We start from the raw sequence: 19,101 nt of genomic DNA, 5'->3' as shown, positions 1-19,101 counted from the left end.
AGACGGATAAAATAATCACATATACAATCACAATAAAAAAATAATAAAACCCATTAAAAAGCACTTAAAATCAATTTTTATATTTTCTAAAGATATCTACAACCATTTCAACCTCCTCTACAGTAGTAAACTTACTAAACGAAAAACGAATGGAAGTTTTCTCCACTTCCTTTTCATTTAAAAATACCTCTAACACATGCGAACCTTTAACACTTCCACTTTGACAAGCACTTCCCCCGGAAACAGCAATAGCTTGTAAGTCTAAATTAAAAAGCATCATTTTATCTGTAAACGGAAACCTTATATTTAATATCGTATAACTACTTTTTTCTGAATCACCAGAAAGTCCATTGAATTTAATATCATAAAATATTTTACTTAATCCGTTTATTAATTCGGCTTTAATAAATTTAATATACGTTGTATCGTTATCAATATTTTTAACAGCTATAGCTAACGCTTTTTCCATACCTAAAATGGCGTGTACATTTTCGGTACCAGAACGCACCCCTTTTTCTTGTTCACCTCCATATAACATAGGTTGCAAGGCGATTCCTGCTCTAACAAATGCAAAGCCGACTCCTTTTAGGTAGTGAAATTTATGTGCACTTGCCACAATAAAATCTAAAGGTATTTCTTTTAAATCTATTTGATAATGCCCAATTGCCTGTACCGTATCCGAATGAAAATAAGCGTTATATGTTTTACACAATAAAGCAACTTTATGAATTGGCAATAAGTTACCAATTTCATTATTTATATACATTAAACTAACCAACATTTTCTCGCTAGTTTCTTTTAAAACATTTTCTAAACTACCTAACGAAACAGCTCCGTTTTCATCAATATCAACAAAATCTACCTTTATATTGTATTGTTTTTGTAAATACTGTACAGTACGCAAAACAGCATGGTGCTCTATTTTAGAAGTTACAATTCTTGTTACACCTAAATTTAACACAGCATTGTATAATATTAAATTATCTGCCTCGGTACCACCTGCTGTAAAAATAATTTCGCGCGCAGATACATTAAAATGTTTTGCTATATTTTTTCTAGCAGTTTCTACGGCTGCTTTTGCTTTTCTACCAAATTGATGGATAGAAGATGGATTTCCAAAATTATTTTGCATTGACGTATGCATTACCTCAATAACCTCTGGTAACATTGGTGTAGTTGCTGCATTATCTAAATAAATAGCTTTCATAATTTTTACTTATAATTAATTTGCATTCTGAAAAATATACACTTCGGTAGCTCCTGCCCCATATTTTTGATAAGAAGCATCGTAATATTTTACCGGATAATTATTTAACAAATAATACAATTCCGTTTTTAAAACTCCTTCTCCAACACCATGAATTAATACCAATTTTGCAATACTTTTAGACATGCAATACTCTACCTTATGTTTGGCGGTTTGTAATTGCAACGATAAAATATCGTAATTATCCATTCCGTGCGTAGATTTTACTAATTTACTAGCATGTAAATCTACCTCCATTACTACTTCATTTTTATCTTTTACAAATATTGATTTTTTCTTTTTTTGCGTGTCTTCAATCTTTGCTCTCAATAACGAATTACTAACTCGAGTTCGCTTACTTAACTCCTGCTGTTCTACATTAATTTTAACCAATTCGTGAGCTAAAAAAGAATACTCCATTCCGTCTGTATCTTTAACAAAAAACATATTATTTTCCTTTTTTGTTATGAACCCTCTAATATCAGCATCTAAAACCGCCACTTTACTACCTATTTCTAAACACATCCTTAACCTTTACTTAATTCATTAAAAGAGTTTTATAGCGTATTTTTGCCATAATTACATAGTACAAAAGAACTGTAAAAAAATGATAAACACTAAAAATATCAGCACAAAAATATTCTTTGAAGAAGCAAGAAAAGAAATTACCATTAGTAACGAACGCAAACAACTACTTACTAAAATTGCGCAACTAATTATTAGTGAATATAAAGATAGAGAAAAGATAAATTTAAATTTTATTTGCACCCACAATTCAAGAAGAAGTCAGTTTGCTCAAGTTTGGAGTTTTTTTGCTGTTGAATATTTTAACCTGAAAAATATTTTTACCTATTCTGGCGGAACTGAAGTAACTGCTTTTAACAGAAATACGGTAAAAAGCCTACAAAAAACTGGATTTAATTTTAATATCTTAGATTTTTCGCATCAAAACCCACGCTACCTAATTACTTTCGAAGGTACAAAAAAATCGATTTTAGGTTTTTCCAAAACCTACGACCACACCAATAACAGCTATCCTTATATTGCAATTACCACTTGTGACAATGCTGACGAAAATTGTTCTGTTATTCCGGATGCTATCGCAAGATTTCACGTACCATATACAGATCCGAAAAGTGCGGATAACACCGATTTTAGTAGTGAAAGCTACTTAAACACTAACAAACAAATTGCTGGTGAAGTATTTTTTATTTTTGAAATTATAAAAAACGAGTTGTAAACTTATAAATAGCGTTATTCTTAACTTGTTTCAGAATCACACATCATTACAAATAAAACCCTGAAATAAATTCAGGGTGACGTTGTTATTTTATTATAAAAGTAGATATACAATAAAAATGAGTTATTAATTTTTACACAATCGTATTCTTATCGTACGGAATACTTTCTAAAACGTGATTTATTACATTTATACGTGCGATTGTTTTTCTATTCGCTCGTATAACTTTCCATGGTGATGTTTTAGTATTTGTTTTAGAAAACATGGCGCGCTTGTATCCTGTATAATCATCCCACAATCCTTGTGCTTTTTTATCAACCTCAGTCATTTTCCACTGCTTCAACGGGTTGTTTTTTATATCGTTAAAACGCTTTGCTTGCTCCTTTTTATTTATCGACATATATATTTTCACCAGACGAATACCCGATTCTAAAATCATTCTTTCAAAATCATTCACTTGATTCATAAATATTTGATATTGCTCTTGCGTACAAAATCCGTTTACAGGTTCAACTACTGCCCTATTATACCAACTACGATCAAAAAAAACAATTTCTCCTGCCTTAGGAAACTGCTCTACATATCGCTGAAAATACCACTGTGTTTTTTCATCTTCATTAGGCTTTGGCAATGCTATAATTCGCATATGCCGCGGATTAATTCTTTCTGTAATTCTTCGGATAGCTCCTCCCTTTCCTGCAGCATCTCTTCCTTCAAAAATAATAATAATTCGCTCCTCATTATTTATAGCCCAGGTTTGTAATCGAATTAACTCGACTTGTAATTTCTTAAGCTTACGCTCATAATCTACATACCTAACTGCTCTCTCCAGATTAAAAGGCTTAGACAAAAGCGCTTTTAACCCTTTGGTAGAATTCAATTTATTTACATCTTTTTGTGTTAACTTTTCCATATTAATCTAAATGATTTACTGATCGATAATAACGCATTACGATATTAGGATCAGGATTTGTCATTGTTTTCAATTCTTCTTCTGTCTGGTAATCAAACTGAGATAATACATGACGAATACACTCTATCCTAGCTTTCTTTTTCTCATTTGTTTTTACAACTATCCATGGGCTATAGGTAGTATGTGTTTTACTAAACATTTCGTCTTTATAAAAGGTATACCTGTCCCATAATTCTTGTCCTTTTTTATCAACAGGACTAAATTTCCACCGTTTTAAAGGATCATCGTTTCGTGCATCGAATCTACGTAATTGTTCATCTTTAGAAATAGACAACCAAAACTTAATAATCGTTACCCCATCTTCATATAGCATGTGCTCAAACTCTGGCACCTGCACTAAAAACTTTTTATATTCCTCTTTTGTACAGAAATCCATTACTGGCTCCACCACCGCTCTATTATACCAGCTGCGGTCAAAAAAAACAATCTCACCAGGGTTTGGCAACTCTTTTATATAACGCTGAAAATACCATTGTCCTTTTTCGATAACAGTAGGCTTATTTAACGCTACCAAACGCATAGAACGCGGATTAAGATGCTCCATAAATCTACGGATATTACCTCCTTTTCCGGCAGCATCTCTTCCTTCAAAAATAACAGCTACTCGTTTGTTGTTTTTTGCTACCCATTGCTGAAGCTTCACTAATTCTACCTGAAGTTTCTTAAGTTCTTCTTCGTAAGTTATTTTTTCCTTAACTTTATCTATCGACATGCCTTTTTTCGCTACTAAATTTAATAACTCTTCATTTGTAGAGACACTTTCAAAATCGTTAATTGTAAGTTTTGCTTTCTTTCCCATTTAAAATAACACGTTGAATTACTACTTATTTCAGCCTAACATTGCTAAAATAAGACGATATTAGCTGCCATGAAACAAAAAGTCTTTTTTTTATTAATACTATGTTCTGTAACACTTTTCTCCCAACGAAAATATGCGAATGAATTTAGTTTTTTAAACGACAATGATTTATACATTTCTCCTAGTCAAGATCGCTATTATACGAACGGTATGTTTTTAACCTATCGATATTTAAGTAATAACACTCCTAAGAATATTGAAAAAAAAATATTCGAAGTACAACTGGGTCATCATATGTATACGCCTTTTAAAGCAACAGTTAATCAACATATGGGTCACGATCGCCCGTTTGCAGGTTATTTATTTGGTAGTTTTGGTATCAATCGATTTTATAAAAACCAAACCATATTAAAAACAACTATACAAATAGGAACCTTGGGAACTTCTGCAATGAGCAAAGAATTACAAGATTTTATTCATACTATTTATGGTTACAAGAAAGCTATTGGATGGAAATATCAAATTGCAAATGCTTTTGCCATAAACCTAAATGCTGATTACATTAAAAACATCGCTAACAATGAATTTCTTGATATTAACTGGTTAAACAACGCTAAAATCGGAACTATTTACACCGATATATCAACAGGATTTTACGGACGAATCGGCTTAAAACCACTTCAAAAAATTATAAATTCCATTGCTTTTAATGCTAATTTAAATACTAAAAATACTAACTTCAATAATGAAATTGAATCCTTTATTTATATAAAACCAATGTTTAGTTATATTGCTTACGATGCTACTATTGAAGGAAGTTTCTTAAACAAGAATAGTCCTATTACTTTCGATATTGAGCCTTTTAAATTTACAACTGAAATAGGAATTCGTTTTACAACCAATCGTTTTAATTTCGGCTATGCTGTAAATTATCATACAAAAAAGCTAAAAAGCATACGTGTTCCAAAAGGAAATTTTTACGGAACCATACAGTTAAACTATCAATTTAATTAATTTTTTTGATGATTGAAAAAATAATTTTTAAAACCATCAAATTAAGATATATTTGTAAATCTAATATACAGAAACTATACTAAATGAAATTTATCGTATCTAGCTCTCAGTTATTAAAACAATTACAAGTTTTAGGAGGGGTTATAAACAGCAATAACACATTACCTATTTTAGACAATTTCTTGTTCGAACTAGCTAACAATGAACTTCAAATATCTTCATCAGATCTTGAGACTACGATGACTTCTGTTATTGAAGTAGAAAGTACCGATACGGGATCTATTGCAATAAACGCTCGTTTATTATTAGACACTTTAAAAACATTTCCTGAACAACCACTTACTTTTAAAGCAGAAAGTGGTAGTACTATCGAAATTATTTCTGAGCAAGGTAAATACGACATGGCTTATTTTAGCGGTGAAGAATTTCCGAAAGCTGTTGAATTACCTTCACCAAGCAGTACTGAAATTCCGTCGCATATTTTAGCTACAGCAATTTCAAAAACAATATTTGCTGCTGGAAACGATGATTTAAGACCCGTAATGAGTGGGGTGTTTTTTCAGTTCAACTCAAAAGAACTAACTTTTGTTGCTACAGACGCTCATAAATTAGTAAAATATACACGTACTGATGTTACTGCCGATAAATCAGCAGAGTTTATAATGCCTAAAAAACCTTTAAACTTATTAAAAGGAATTTTAAGCGGATCAGAAAATAACGTTACAATCGAATACAATGATACAAACGCTAAATTTACGTTTGACAACGTTGTTTTAGTTTGTCGTTTAATTGATGGAAAATATCCAAACTACGAAGCTGTAATACCTAAAGAGAATCCGAATAAATTAACAGTAGATAGAGCTTCTTTTTTAAACTCTGTACGTCGTGTTTCTATTTTTTCTAGCAAAACAACACACCAGATTCGTTTAAAAATGGCAGGAACAGAATTAAATATTTCTGCTGAAGATTTAGATTACTCTAATAAAGCAGATGAACGTTTACACTGTGATTACCAAGGTGATGACATGCAGATAGGTTTTAATTCACGCTTTTTAAGTGAAATGTTAAATAACTTAAATGCGAACGATGTATTAATAGAAATGTCTTTACCAAATCGTGCTGGAATTTTAACGCCAATTGACGGAACTGACGAGGGTGAACAAGTTACCATGTTGGTAATGCCTGTGATGTTAAACGCATAAAACACTTAAAATAAAATCATAAAAGCCACATAGTCAAATATGTGGCTTTTTAATATTACATAAGTTTGATATTTGTTTTTGTTAACATCTTTCGCTTAAAAAAATAATAAATAATTGTAAATTTACCTCTTTCAAACTTTTTATAAATCACAATGGGTAAAATAATCGCAATTGCAAATCAAAAAGGTGGCGTAGGTAAAACTACAAGTTCTATAAATTTAGCCTCATCATTAGGTGTTTTAGAGAAGAAGGTATTATTAATTGATGCCGATCCGCAAGCAAACGCAACTTCTGGTTTAGGTTTAGATGTTGATAATATTGAGTTTGGAACCTACCAAGTTCTAGAACATACAATATCAGCTAAAGAAACGATCTTAAAAACAAGTTCTCCAAATGTTGATTTAATTCCCGCACATATTGATCTTGTAGCTATTGAAATAGAATTAGTAGACAAACAAGAAAGAGAATACATGCTTAAAAAAGCATTGGTAGATATAAAAGACGATTACGATTATATTTTAATTGATTGCGCACCTTCTTTAGGTTTAATAACATTAAACTCTTTAGTTGCTGCAGATTCAGTAATTATCCCTATTCAATGTGAATATTTTGCATTAGAAGGTTTAGGAAAATTATTAAACACGATTAAAAGTGTTCAAAAAATTCACAATCCAGACTTAGATATCGAAGGATTATTATTAACGATGTTTGATTCTCGTTTACGCCTTTCTAACCAAGTTGTTGAAGAAGTTAAAAAGCACTTTAGCTCAATGGTATTTGACACAATTGTTCATAGAAACATCCGTTTAAGTGAAGCACCTAGTTACGGTGAGAGTATAATTTCATACGATGCAACCAGTAAAGGAGCCGTAAATTACTTAAATTTGGCGAACGAAATTTTAACTAAAAACGCATAAGTACTGTAGGATGGCAAAAGCAACTAAAAAAAGAGCTTTAGGGAGAGGTTTATCAGCTTTATTAACTGAAACTGCTGAAGTAAATTCTGCTGGAGATAAAAACGCTGATAAATTAGTAGGAAATATTATTGAAATAGAATTAGATTCAATAGAAATGAATCCGTTTCAGCCTAGAACTTACTTTGATGAAGAAGCACTTCGCGAATTAGCTAACTCTATCGAACAATTAGGCGTTATACAACCCATTACAGTACGAAAATTAGCAAGTAATAAATTTCAATTAGTTTCAGGTGAACGTCGTTTTAGAGCATCTAAATTAATAGGTAATAAAAAAGTACCCGCCTATATTCGTTTAGCCAACGATCAAGAAATGTTAGAAATGGCATTGGTTGAAAATATTCAGCGTAAAAACCTTGATCCTATTGAAGTAGCACTTTCTTACCAGCGTTTAATTGATGAAATTCAGTTAACACAAGAAGAATTAAGTGTTCGTGTAGGTAAAAAAAGATCTACCGTTACCAATTACTTACGTTTATTAAAGCTAGATCCTATTATTCAAACAGGCATGCGAGATGGTTTTATTTCTATGGGACACGGCCGTGCATTAATCAGTATTTTTAATACCGAAAATCAATTAACAGTTTACGAAAAGATAGTTAGAGACAAACTTTCTGTTCGTCAAACCGAAGAATTAGTTAAAAGTCTAAAATCAGGTATTGTAGCTAAAATAGCTAAAAAGAAAACTGTACCAAGTTTTATTACTGATAGCGTAAAAGATATGAGTGACTATTTTGGTCATAAAATAGATGTTAGTGTAAACAACAAGGGAAAAGGAAAAATTTCGATTCCTTTTACTTCTGAAGAAGATTTTAATCGCATTAAAAAACTATTAAAATAATTGAATATTCGTACTTTCATATTCGTTTTTTTGAGTTTTTTTTTGAGTTTAACATCTTTTGCTCAAAAAGACACAACAGTTGTAAGTACTAAACAATTAAAATTTGGGAGCCATAAGTACAATCCGTTATCTCCATCAAAAGCAGCTTTTTATTCTGCTATTTTTCCTGGAGGAGGACAACTTTACAATAAAAAATATTGGAAAGCACCAATTGTTTGGGCAGCCATAGGTACTAGTGCTTATTTTTATTTTGATAACAGTAATGAATACGATCGCTACAGAACCGCTTTTAAACTTAGAAAACAAGGCTTAAAAGATGAATTTACTGACATAAACGGAAGTCAATTAATCTCTACTAGCGGGCTTGAAAATGCACAAAAAGTACTTAGAAAGAACAGAGATCTATCTCTTTTAACAGGTATACTAATTTATGTCTTACAAATTGTTGAAGCCAGTGTGAATGCACATTTATTACAATTTGATACCGATGATAGCCTTTCTATAAACCCAATAATAACACCCGACCCTTTATTTATTGAAACACCAAAAGTTGGGATAAATTTAAAATACTCTTTTTAAGATGAAAATTGCCTTACTAGGTTATGGAAGAATGGGTAAAGAAATTGAAAAAATTGCTTTACAAAGAGGTCATGAAATAATCATAAAAACCTCAGGAAAGGAAGTATACGATATTACAAAAGCTGATATTGCTATTGATTTTAGCATCCCAACATCTGCCTTTAATAATATTAGTAATTGCATAAATAATCAAATTCCTGTTATTTCAGGAACCACAGGCTGGTTAGACAAATACGATGCAATTACTGAATTATGTAATGATAAAAAAGGCACATTTATTTATGCATCAAACTTTAGTTTAGGAGTAAATGTTTTCTTTGAACTAAACAAGCAACTTGCAAAAATGATGAATGCTTTAAGCGAATACGATATTGCTATTGAAGAAATTCATCACACTAAAAAACTAGATGCTCCAAGCGGAACAGCCATTACTTTAGCTGAAGGAATCATTGATCATTCAACAAAAAACGAATGGGAATTAGACAAAACCACATCAGACAATAATATCCCTATCACAGCTATTAGAACTCCTGATGTACCAGGAACTCATACGGTAACTTATCAATCAGCAGTAGATACAATTAACATTAAGCACACCGCTCATAATAGGCATGGTTTTGCTTTAGGTGCTGTTGTAGCGGCCGAATGGCTGGTTAATAAAACTGGTGTTTACACCATGAGAGATGTGTTAAACTTAGGTTAATTACGTAACTTTTATATAAAAAAGTACACAAATAATATTGAAATATATTTCTGGTTACAGAAAAACAAAATAAATACATTATGACATTTACTGAATGGTTTTTATGCTTTTTAATAATTCAAGTTATCCATTTTTTAGGGACTTGGAAATTATACGTTAAAGCTGGTAAAAAAGCATGGGAAGCAGCAATACCTGTTTACAATGCAATTGTTTTAATGCAAATTATTAACCGCCCAAAATGGTGGGTTATTTTATTATTTATACCAATAGTAAACTTACTAATGTTTCCTATTCTTTGGATAGAAACCTGTAGAAGTTTTGGTTTCAACGAAAGAAAAGATACGCTATTAGCCGTTTTTACTTTAGGATTTTATATTTTTTATATAAACTATGCTACCAACACACCTTATATAGAAAACAGAAGCTTACAACCTCGCTCTGCTTTAGGAGAATGGATAAGTTCAATTGCTTTTGCAATTATTGCTGCAACCTTGGTGCACACCTACTTTATGCAGCCCTATACAATTCCTACCTCTTCTTTAGAAAAAACATTATTAGTAGGAGATTATTTATTTGTAAGCAAGTTTCATTACGGTGCACGTGTGCCTAATACAGTGGTAGCAACACCAATGGCTCATGATACAATTCCTGTTTTAGGAACAAAATCTTTTATTTCTGATGACAAAAACAAAGACGGAATTTTAAACAAATTGTCTTTACCATATATGCGCTTACCAGGTTTTCAAAACATTAAACGTAATGATATTGTTGTTTTTAGCTGGCCAGCAGATACATTAGCCTTAATGTGGGGAGATACATCAGGAAAAGCAACTTATAAGCCTATTGATAAAAGAACCAATTATGTAAAAAGAGCTACAGGTATTGCTGGGGATACTTTAGAGGTTCGTGATGGATATGTGTTTATAAACGGAAAAAAAACGGTATTACCAGACAGAGCCAAACCACAATGGATGCATATTGTAGATACTGACAATCAAAAATTTTCTCAAGGTGCAATAAACAGGTACAATATTCGTGAAGGAAAGCTATTAAATGATGGTAGATATTATTTAAATCTTACAGATGATGAAGCTGCTTTAATAGCTAAAAATCCTATTGTAAAAAGCATCGAAAAACATTTAAGCCCCAAAGGAACTTATGATGCTACTGTTTTTCCTCACAACCCAAAATACGCATGGTCTTCAGATAATTTTGGACCAATTTATATTCCGAAAAAAGGAACTACAGTTGCTTTAAACGAAAATACCATTCCGTTTTACGAGCAAATCATCCGAAGGTATGAAAACAATGATTTAACAATTTTTGGAAACGATATTTTTATCAATGGTAAAAAAGCAAAAAAATACACTTTTAAGCAAGATTATTATTGGATGATGGGTGATAACCGTCAGCGCTCCTTAGATGCTAGAAATTGGGGTTATGTCCCTTTTGACCACGTAGTTGGTAAACCTGTAATGATTTGGTTAAGCTGGGATCCTAATTCACCTAGCTTTATGGCTAAAATACAATCTATTCGTTGGGACAGAATGTTTACAACTGTTGGTGGTAGCGGAAAACCAACCTCATACCTATGGCTGGTGCTGATTTTAATTGCTGGTTACATTGTTTATAGTTTTAAAAAAGGTAAAAAGAACGCTTAATGTCACTTTTTATTCCAACATATTTCGCGCCTATTTCACAGTATGCAGCAGTTTATAAATCTGACTCGGTAGTTTTTGAATTTGAAGATAATTATCAAAAACAAACCTACCGAAACAGGTGTTATATTTATGGCGCTAATGGAAAACTAACTTTAAATATTCCTGTAAAACATTTACTTAAAGAGAATAGAAAAAAAACAAAAGATACATTAGTTGATAATGATTCTCAATGGCAACAGCAACATTTTAAATCATTACAGTCTGCCTACCGATCTTCTCCTTTTTTCGAATTTTTTGAAGATGATATTGCTAAAATATTTAATAAAAAATACACCTATTTACAAGATGTAAATATTGATACACATTTATTTATTACAGATGCTTTACAAATAGATACTTCTTTTTCTAAAACAGAAAACTACGAGGTAACTGCGAATAATCTTGATTTTAGAAACCTAGCGATCGCTAAAAAAGGCGTTACTATTGAAATTGAAACCTACATTCAAATGTTTGATGACAAGCATGGTTTTATCCCTAATTTATCTATTTTAGATTTACTTTTTATGGAAGGCACTAATGCAATTAGCTTTTTAGAAAAAATAAAAATATAACGAACTACCACCCACTTTTCTCTTCAAACAAAACACATAATCAATACATATTCAAAACATTATCTGATTAAATTTCATTTTATTCAATAAAAAATGTAAATTTGAGAGTATCACCTCTAATACTTTTTGTTATGAGCTTCTTTAAAGATTTTGTTTTTAATATTCATCCTATTTCAGAAAACTCTCTAAAAGAATTTAGCGCACTTGCTAAAAGAAAGAGTCTACAAAAAAATCAAATTATTGTTGATTTAGGCGATATACCTGTCAATTTTTATATTTTAAGAAAGGGTATAATAAGAGCTTATATTATTGATGAGAAGGGAAAAGAACATACTAGAACCATATACACTCCTATCGACACCTCTGGAAACCTTGGTGCTTTAATAAAAAAACAGCCTTCAAAATTAATTTATGAATGCCTTACCGATTGTGAAGTTGTTCAGTGTAATTATAATGACTTCAACGTTTTATCTTTAAAGTATCATGATTTATCTGTTTTTCAATATAAGGTATTAGAAAGAATTTATATAAGAGAAGAAGCTAAAATACTAGAATTATTAATGTTAAATTCAACTCAGCGGTATAGAAAACTTAGAAATAGGTTACCGGGTATTGATAATTTAATAAACCAATATCATATTGCTTCATTCTTAAATATTACTGCTGTTCAGCTTAGTAGAATTCGAAAAAACTATCTCAATTAATTTTCATTAACATATGTTAATGCTTAAACACTAAAAAAAAATTATATTTGAGATGTAATTAACAAGTTACATTTTAATAAAAACGTTAGCCCTAAATAGGTTTTTATTACAAAATCAAACTTACTTATCTTATGTAAGTTTGATTTTTTTATTTCTATTCTTTAATTTTTATTTTCTCTCCTTATTAAACCCCTTAAAGAAACAGTAGTTACTCCATTTTTATTAACAATTTTATCGAAAATTTCTTTTATTTTAATAAAAAATGTAAATTTGAGTTAATCATAAAATTATTTCTATGGATTTTTTTAAAAATTTTGTTACTAATTTTTATGATCTTTCTGAAAGTTCTTATAATACGTTTCATAATATTGTAACAAGTGAAAGCCTACCTAAAAAACACCAAATAGTAAAACTTAGTCAAATTCCTGTTAATTTTTATATTCTTAAAAAAGGAGTTATAAGAGCATATATTATAGACGAGAAAGGAAAAGAACATACTAAAACATTATTTACACCAGTAGTCACTTCAGGAAATTTAGGTGCTTTGATAAAAAGAGAACCTTCAAATTTAATTTATGAATGCCTAACTGATTGTGAAGTTTTACGATGTAATTATAATTCATTTTATAATTTATCAAAACTACACCACGACATTTCCATATTTCATCATAAAGTTTTAGAAGCTGTATATATTAAAGAAGAAATTAAAATTTTCAACTTATTGATGCTAGATGCTAAGCAGCGCTATGAAGAACTTAAAAATAGACTACCAGGTATTGGTAAATTAATCAATCAATATCATATTGCTTCTTACCTAAATATAACCCCCGTACAGTTAAGTCGAATTCGAAAAAGCTACCATAATTAATCAATAATTTTATTAACATATGTTAATGCTAATATCCTAAAAACAGTATACTTTTGGAATGCAGTTAACAAGTTACATTTCAATAAAAGCATTATACTGTTATACTGTATAGGTTTTTATTACAAAATAAAATTTACACCCTTGTGTAGGTTTTATCTTATTATTTTTCATTAAATTTACGTATCCTCATCTTGAGGATATAACTTGTTAATTGCCTTTTATGAAAAATGATATTGAAATTTTCCTTTCTCGATTTTTGAAATTACCCAAAAACCTTGTTGTTGCTTTTGAAGAGCTTCTTACTTATACGGAATTGGAGCCTTTTGAATTTTTTACTAAAATAAATGAACGACCTACTGATTTCATTATCATAAAAACGGGATTAATTAGGTCTTACATAGAAACTGAAGACGGTAAAGAAATTACAAGACATTTATTTACCCCTATTAGTTTATCTTGTAGCTTATCTACAATGGTTAGAGAAATTCCTGCAACTGTTAATTACCAAGCGTTAACAAAGGTTACTGGTTATAGAGGTAATTTTTACAAATTTAAAGAGCTTGCTTTAAAACACCATGAATTAAGTTTACTTTATGTAAAAATGTTAGAAGACACTTACTTAGAAGCAGAAAGTATCATCCTTACCTTATCTGCTTACGACGCTACAGAAAGGTATTTACGTTTAAAAAAGAGAATTCCAGATATTGATAATTTAATAGCACAAAAATATATTGCTTCATACCTAAATGTTTCACCTGTACAGTTAAGTAGAATAAAAAAGAGCTTACTTAAGTAACAAATCAATTAAGTATTACAATCACTTATTAATAGTTAAAATTTTTAGCTACTTACTTCTTACTCTTTAATTTCAAAAAAAGGAGTTAGTTTTTCTTATAAAACATCAAATCGAACATACTTATTAATTCCTAAATATTCTGCTTAAATTTGCCATTCAAAAATTTGAATCCTTAAGTATGAATACTCCCAATACAACAATAAAATTCTCTAATGGCTCAATAATGAACAATCGTTTCATGTTAGCTCCTTTAACCAACCGACAAAGTCATGAAAACGGTGAGCTTTCTGATGATGAATTAAATTGGTTAAAAATGAGAGCTGAAGGTGAATTTGGTTTAGTGATGACGTGTGCTTCTCACGTTCAAGAAATAGGTAAAGGTTTTCCTGGGCAATTAGGTGTTTTTAGCGACGACTTAAATGACGGACATAAAAAACTAACCCAAAGTATTAAAGAAAAAGGTAGTTTAGCTGTTATTCAATTACACCATGCAGGAATGCGTACACCACATGAATTGATAAACGAAAAACCTGTTTCTTCTTCTGATAATGAAAAAACAAATGCAAGGGGTCTTACACTTACAGAAGTAAAACAATTAAGAGATGATTTTATTACTGCAGCTGTTCGTTCTAAAAAGTGCGGTTATGATGGTGTTGAAGTTCATGGCGCACATGGTTATATTTTAACACAGTTTTTAAGCTCAGAAATAAACCATAGAACAGATGAATATGGTGGTTCTCTAGAAAACAGAGCTCAAATAATTTTTGAAATTGTAGACGGCATTAGAGAACAATGCGGAAAAGATTTTTTAATCGGAGTTCGTTTATCACCTGAAAGGTTTGGAATGGATATTGGTGAAGTGAAAATTATTTGCCAACAATTAATTGATGCAGGAAATATTAATTTTTTAGACATCTCTTTATGGGATTGTTTTAAAATGCCTAATGATGAAAAATATCAAAACCTCAGCTTATTAGATCATTTTAAAAGTTTAGATTTTAAAGATGTTAAATGGACAGTTGCTGGTAAAATTAGCAACGCTGTTGATGTTCAAAAAATATTGGATGCTGGTGTCAATTTTGTATCAATAGGAACCTCAGCTATATTACATCATAATTTTCCGAGGTTGGTAATGAATGACCCTAATTTTACACCTGTTGCAACACCTGTTTCAGAAGAACATCTTTTAAAAGAAGGTGTAAGCAAAACGTTTATCGAATATTTAAAAAGATGGCCGGATTTTGTTAAAGAAAACTAGAAAGTAACTTCTTTTTATATTTAGTGATTATTTCATCAATCTAAATTTGGTTCATTTTACATTTCGATTTTTAAATTAACTAAAACAGCGTCTTAAAATTACTTTTTAAGACGCTGTTTTTATTGTTATAAATATATTTAAAATCGCCAACACACAATACGTGTAACTTTATTTCCTTGACTCATAGGTATCACCTTAAATTCTGCTACTTTTAGTTTTTTAGCAGAATCTTCTAAACTTTTTACATTCTCTTTTTTAGACACCAAACTAGTAAACCATTTACTTGCCTTAGGCTGTAATGAGCTTTCATATAAATAGGTGTGTAAAAATGCTTTTTCGCCACCAACATACCAAAGTTCATTCGAATTTCCTGCAAAATTACGAACCGTATTATTACCTAAGTTTCTAGATTTTCTGCAGTTTGCTCCTCTTGCTTCTTCTGCCGATTTATAAAACGGAGGATTACACATCGTTGCCGAAAAAGAATCTCCTTCTGCTATAATATCTTTTAAAATATGGGCTTCATTAAACTGTTGACGCAATTCAATTTTATCGCTTAAATCATTGTCATCAATAATATCTTGTGCATAATCTAACGAATCTAAATCGATATCTGTAGCTACAAAATTCCAGTCATACTCTACAGTTCCTAAAAGCGGATAAATACAACTTGCTCCGGTACCAACATCAAGTACTTTTACATCTTTAGCATCACCAATTAAATCGGCTAAATGATGAATATAATCTACTCTACCAGGAATTGGCGGACATAAATTTTCATCAGAAAAATTCCAATCTTTTATATTATAATGTGCTGCTAGCAACGCTTTGTTAAATTCTTTTACTGCTATCGGATCAGAAAAATCGATTGTTTCTTTATCAAATTTCTCGATAACAAACTCCTCTATTTTCGGATACTTTTCTTTTAGCAATGTAAAATCATATCCGTTTTTATGTTTGTTATTTTTATGTAATTTACTTTCTTTGTCTTTCATTAATTTTTGTTTATGAAACCGAATTCAAATGCGTATTATAAAAAGAAAACTTCTTTGTTTGTAAAAAACTGGAAAACTACAAGAAATAACAAATCGTTATTTGCCTTTAAAAGGGCACTTAGTTTTGCACTTCCTTTTTCGTTTATATTTATTTTTTGGGAAGTTGGTTTTTCTGAAAAATTCTTTTATAAATTCCCACTGTTCTTTTTTATCAACATGGTCATCTATTTTACTTTTGCTTATTTCATCTCCTATAAATTAAACGAAAAAAATTATCAAAAATATAAAAACCAAGAATTTTAATTTAAATTTCTATTACTGTAAATTCTAATTGTAATGGCTGTAAACTTTCTTTTAATGCTTTAATTAAAGTATCACCGTACTCTAAATAATACTCTGAAAAATTTCGTTGTCGCTCTTCTAAACTTTGGTTTGGTAATATTTCGTTTTGCAATAATATAATTCTATCTACCAAATCTTTTTGTCTTCGTTTTTCTGCTCGTAACCAACGTTTTTCTAAATTATCTAATCCTTTTAATTGCTTTTTTTCCTGAGCATTTACAGCACCTATAAATGATACATCTGTTTTATTAGCCAATTCTCTTAAATCGACAAACTGTTGCTGTAAAAATTCTTTTTGACTCGTAAAATCAACTTTCTCTTCAGATGTTTCTAATACTTTATCTTTTAATAAACTATTTTGATCTTGAAAAGATTCTTCTAATGAAATATCTAGTTTTTCTAATTTCTTAGCTTGCTTTTCAGAAATTATCTGCACTGAATTACGCAATAATAAAATAGGAAATGGCACTTTAACTTCATCAAAATAATCTTTTAACTGCATCCAATAAGCCAACTCTCCTCCTCCACCGATATAACATAAGTTTGGCAGCACTACTTCTTGAAATAACGGACGCATAATAACATTTGGCGAAAATCGTTCAGGAAAATCATGAACTTCTTTTAACAACGCATCTAACTTCCAATAAATACTAGTGTTATTCACTTTATACACATCATCTTCAAAAACAATACGTTCACGAATTTCATCTGTTAAATAAAATAAATTAATTTCTCTTGGGTTCACCTGAATCTTATATTCATCGCCCAAACGCTCAATCGTTTCTGTTACTTTTTTGTATGAAATCTCCTCTTTTAATTCGCGCTCAATAAACGGAATAAACTCTTGCTTTAATTCGCGGTTATCAGCATCAAGAATTACCAATCCATATTCGCTAAAGAATTCATTCGCTATGTATCTTGTAGCATCAGCTAAATTGTTATGTTTTATATACCCTTCTTTAAAAAGGTTAATTAAATATTGTGCATTTTTTGAAGTTCCTAAGTGGCTCGAAAACACTTCTAATACCTCTTGCAATCCATCTGTAGAAAAACGTCCTACACCTCCTGTTTGGTTAGAATTCCATTGCACTTTTTTTCCTTTGAAGTTGAAGTAGTTTATTTCTTCAAAATCATGATCTTCAGTAGCCATCCAATAAATTGGCACAAAGTTTTGTTGCGGATAATTAGCCCTTAACTCTTCACATAAATTAACGGTCGAAAATATTTTATAGAGAAAATATAACGGCCCCGTAAATAAATTTAACTGATGTCCTGTAGTTACTGTAAAAGTAGTATCTAATAATAAATCATCAATGTTTTGCTGTGTAGCTTCTGATGTTTTTACAGTAGCATATTGTTTCTTTAAAACAGTAACTAAAGTTTTTCTTGCTGTTGATGAAAAAGTTTTACTTTCTATCTGATTTTTAAAACTATCTAATGAAGGAAAGTTATTATAAAAGGGTTGTAATTTTTCTGATTGCTCTAAATAATCAAGCATTGTTTTAGAGAAAAAACCGGTTTTTTTAAAAGGAATATGTGTTACTTTCATTTACTTATTTATTCTTTGAAACAATGTGTAAATATAAGGTCTTTTTCCACCATACGGATTTACAAATGTGTGATTAAATTCTGTGATTAACTTAAACTGACTTCCTAAACGTTCTTGTAACATTTCGCTATTATATCTTTGCAGCTCTAAACCGCAACATTTTTCTGCGCCATCTAAAGCAAAAACTGCAATAATTACAAATCCGTCTTTAGCTACAACCTGTTTCAATAAATTAAAATACGCCGTTTTTTCTTCTTCTTTTAAAAAGAAATGCAATACCGCTCTATCATTCCATAAATCAATATTACTTAGCTTACCTAACTTTTTTGGCTGTATTAAATCATCCGCAATAAAAGTTACTTTTGCTGCTTCTTTTGCTAAACGCTCTTTTAAAGTTGTTAGTGCTTTTTCAGATAAATCGCTTGCAATTAAATTCGTGTAACCATCAGCCAATAATTCATCTATTAAAACCGAAGAACCAACACCTACGTTTAAAATAGTTGCGGTTTTTTTTAATCCCGATTCAGAAATTAAATACATTGTTTGTGCTGCCTTTTCTTCAAACCAACCTAACTTTTCAGTTGTATTTTTTGTGTATGCAGTATTCCAGTGATTTTTATATTCAATTTTCGCTGGGCTTTTACAATCACTCTCTTTTGTAGTCATAGTTCAAAAATAGTGAAATTTGATATCTTGTCGAAAACAAAACACTTTTCTAACAGATTTTTAACTACATTCTTTTTTAA

The 19,101-nt window shown here is 30.4% G+C and carries 21 protein-coding genes; 14 read left to right on the top strand and 7 right to left on the bottom strand.

Annotation, left to right across the window (positions count from 1 at the left end; genetic code table 11):
- Positions 1-70: 70 nt before the first annotated feature.
- Positions 71-1,207 carry a cysteine desulfurase family protein gene (locus PG912_RS04655; protein WP_275688661.1) on the bottom strand — a complete coding sequence of 379 codons (1,137 nt, stop codon included), beginning with the start codon at positions 1,205-1,207 and terminating at the stop codon, positions 71-73.
- Positions 1,208-1,222: 15 nt separating this feature from the next.
- Positions 1,223-1,771: a Smr/MutS family protein gene (locus tag PG912_RS04650; protein ID WP_275688660.1), complete on the bottom strand. Its 549-nt coding sequence runs from the start codon at positions 1,769-1,771 to the stop codon at positions 1,223-1,225.
- 82 nt (positions 1,772-1,853) lie between these two features.
- Between PG912_RS04650 and PG912_RS04645 the strand changes: the two genes are divergently transcribed.
- Positions 1,854-2,486, top strand: a complete 633-nt coding sequence (locus PG912_RS04645; RefSeq protein ID WP_275688659.1) for a low molecular weight phosphatase family protein — start codon at positions 1,854-1,856, stop codon at positions 2,484-2,486.
- Positions 2,487-2,619: 133 nt separating this feature from the next.
- Here PG912_RS04645 and ppk2 (PG912_RS04640) read toward each other — a convergent pair whose 3' ends face one another.
- Both ppk2 (PG912_RS04640) and ppk2 (PG912_RS04635) read right to left on the bottom strand, forming a co-directional pair.
- Positions 2,620-3,399, bottom strand: coding sequence for a polyphosphate kinase 2 (gene ppk2, locus PG912_RS04640; protein ID WP_260585340.1), 780 nt, complete (start codon positions 3,397-3,399; stop codon positions 2,620-2,622).
- A gap of 1 nt (position 3,400) precedes the next feature.
- Positions 3,401-4,258, bottom strand: a complete 858-nt coding sequence (gene ppk2, locus PG912_RS04635; RefSeq protein WP_275688658.1) for a polyphosphate kinase 2 — start codon at positions 4,256-4,258, stop codon at positions 3,401-3,403.
- Positions 4,259-4,327: 69 nt separating this feature from the next.
- Here ppk2 (PG912_RS04635) and PG912_RS04630 point away from each other — a divergent pair, with 69 nt between their 5' ends.
- From PG912_RS04630 to PG912_RS04575, 12 genes are all read left to right on the top strand, one after another.
- Positions 4,328-5,272: a lipid A deacylase LpxR family protein gene (locus PG912_RS04630; protein WP_275688657.1), complete on the top strand. Its 945-nt coding sequence runs from the start codon at positions 4,328-4,330 to the stop codon at positions 5,270-5,272.
- Positions 5,273-5,355: 83 nt separating this feature from the next.
- The gene (gene dnaN, locus PG912_RS04625; RefSeq protein WP_275688656.1) at positions 5,356-6,474 is read left to right on the top strand and encodes a DNA polymerase III subunit beta; all 1,119 of its coding nucleotides are present in this window, start codon (positions 5,356-5,358) and stop codon (positions 6,472-6,474) included.
- 152 nt (positions 6,475-6,626) lie between these two features.
- Positions 6,627-7,391 (top strand): ParA family protein, encoded by a 765-nt coding sequence (locus PG912_RS04620; protein WP_275688655.1) that lies wholly within the window; start codon positions 6,627-6,629, stop codon positions 7,389-7,391.
- A 10-nt stretch (positions 7,392-7,401) separates the two neighbouring features.
- Complete coding sequence (locus PG912_RS04615; protein WP_275688654.1) at positions 7,402-8,289, top strand: ParB/RepB/Spo0J family partition protein; 888 nt, start codon at positions 7,402-7,404, stop codon at positions 8,287-8,289.
- 42 nt (positions 8,290-8,331) lie between these two features.
- A complete protein-coding gene (locus PG912_RS04610; protein WP_275688653.1) occupies positions 8,332-8,868 on the top strand; it encodes a DUF5683 domain-containing protein in 537 nt (178 codons plus the stop codon).
- 1 nt (position 8,869) lies between these two features.
- Positions 8,870-9,571 (top strand): 4-hydroxy-tetrahydrodipicolinate reductase, encoded by a 702-nt coding sequence (dapB, locus tag PG912_RS04605; RefSeq protein WP_275688652.1) that lies wholly within the window; start codon positions 8,870-8,872, stop codon positions 9,569-9,571.
- A gap of 80 nt (positions 9,572-9,651) precedes the next feature.
- On the top strand, positions 9,652-11,232 hold the full coding sequence (gene lepB / locus PG912_RS04600) for a signal peptidase I (RefSeq protein ID WP_275688651.1): 1,581 nt from the start codon (positions 9,652-9,654) through the stop codon (positions 11,230-11,232).
- A complete protein-coding gene (locus PG912_RS04595; protein WP_275688650.1) occupies positions 11,232-11,843 on the top strand; it encodes a WbqC family protein in 612 nt (203 codons plus the stop codon). The genes lepB and PG912_RS04595 overlap by 1 nt, the downstream gene beginning before the upstream one ends.
- A 131-nt stretch (positions 11,844-11,974) precedes the next feature.
- Positions 11,975-12,547: a Crp/Fnr family transcriptional regulator gene (locus PG912_RS04590; protein ID WP_275688649.1), complete on the top strand. Its 573-nt coding sequence runs from the start codon at positions 11,975-11,977 to the stop codon at positions 12,545-12,547.
- A 295-nt stretch (positions 12,548-12,842) separates the two neighbouring features.
- Positions 12,843-13,415: a Crp/Fnr family transcriptional regulator gene (locus PG912_RS04585; protein ID WP_275688648.1), complete on the top strand. Its 573-nt coding sequence runs from the start codon at positions 12,843-12,845 to the stop codon at positions 13,413-13,415.
- A gap of 220 nt (positions 13,416-13,635) precedes the next feature.
- On the top strand, positions 13,636-14,211 hold the full coding sequence (locus tag PG912_RS04580) for a Crp/Fnr family transcriptional regulator (RefSeq protein ID WP_275688647.1): 576 nt from the start codon (positions 13,636-13,638) through the stop codon (positions 14,209-14,211).
- Positions 14,212-14,389: 178 nt separating this feature from the next.
- Positions 14,390-15,469, top strand: coding sequence for an NADH:flavin oxidoreductase (locus PG912_RS04575; protein WP_275688646.1), 1,080 nt, complete (start codon positions 14,390-14,392; stop codon positions 15,467-15,469).
- Positions 15,470-15,606: 137 nt separating this feature from the next.
- Here PG912_RS04575 and rlmF read toward each other — a convergent pair whose 3' ends face one another.
- On the bottom strand, positions 15,607-16,464 hold the full coding sequence (rlmF, locus tag PG912_RS04570) for a 23S rRNA (adenine(1618)-N(6))-methyltransferase RlmF (RefSeq protein WP_275688645.1): 858 nt from the start codon (positions 16,462-16,464) through the stop codon (positions 15,607-15,609).
- Positions 16,465-16,476: 12 nt separating this feature from the next.
- On the opposite strand from rlmF, the gene PG912_RS04565 reads away from it, so the two are divergent.
- Positions 16,477-16,767: a hypothetical protein gene (locus tag PG912_RS04565; protein WP_275688644.1), complete on the top strand. Its 291-nt coding sequence runs from the start codon at positions 16,477-16,479 to the stop codon at positions 16,765-16,767.
- 1 nt (position 16,768) lies between these two features.
- Here the strand turns inward: PG912_RS04565 and bshC are convergent, their stop codons facing one another.
- A complete protein-coding gene (gene bshC, locus PG912_RS04560; protein WP_275688643.1) occupies positions 16,769-18,355 on the bottom strand; it encodes a bacillithiol biosynthesis cysteine-adding enzyme BshC in 1,587 nt (528 codons plus the stop codon).
- Entirely contained in the window at positions 18,356-19,021 is a 666-nt protein-coding gene (locus PG912_RS04555) for a class I SAM-dependent methyltransferase (RefSeq protein ID WP_275688642.1), read from the bottom strand.
- Positions 19,022-19,101 lie beyond the last annotated feature (80 nt).

Origin of the sequence: Tenacibaculum retecalamus (assembly GCF_027941755.1) — a bacterium.
GTDB classification, from domain to species: Bacteria; Bacteroidota; Bacteroidia; order Flavobacteriales; family Flavobacteriaceae; genus Polaribacter; species Polaribacter haliotis_B.
Note: the sequence above shows the minus strand (reverse complement) of the source record. Positions and strands in the feature narration are given on the sequence as shown.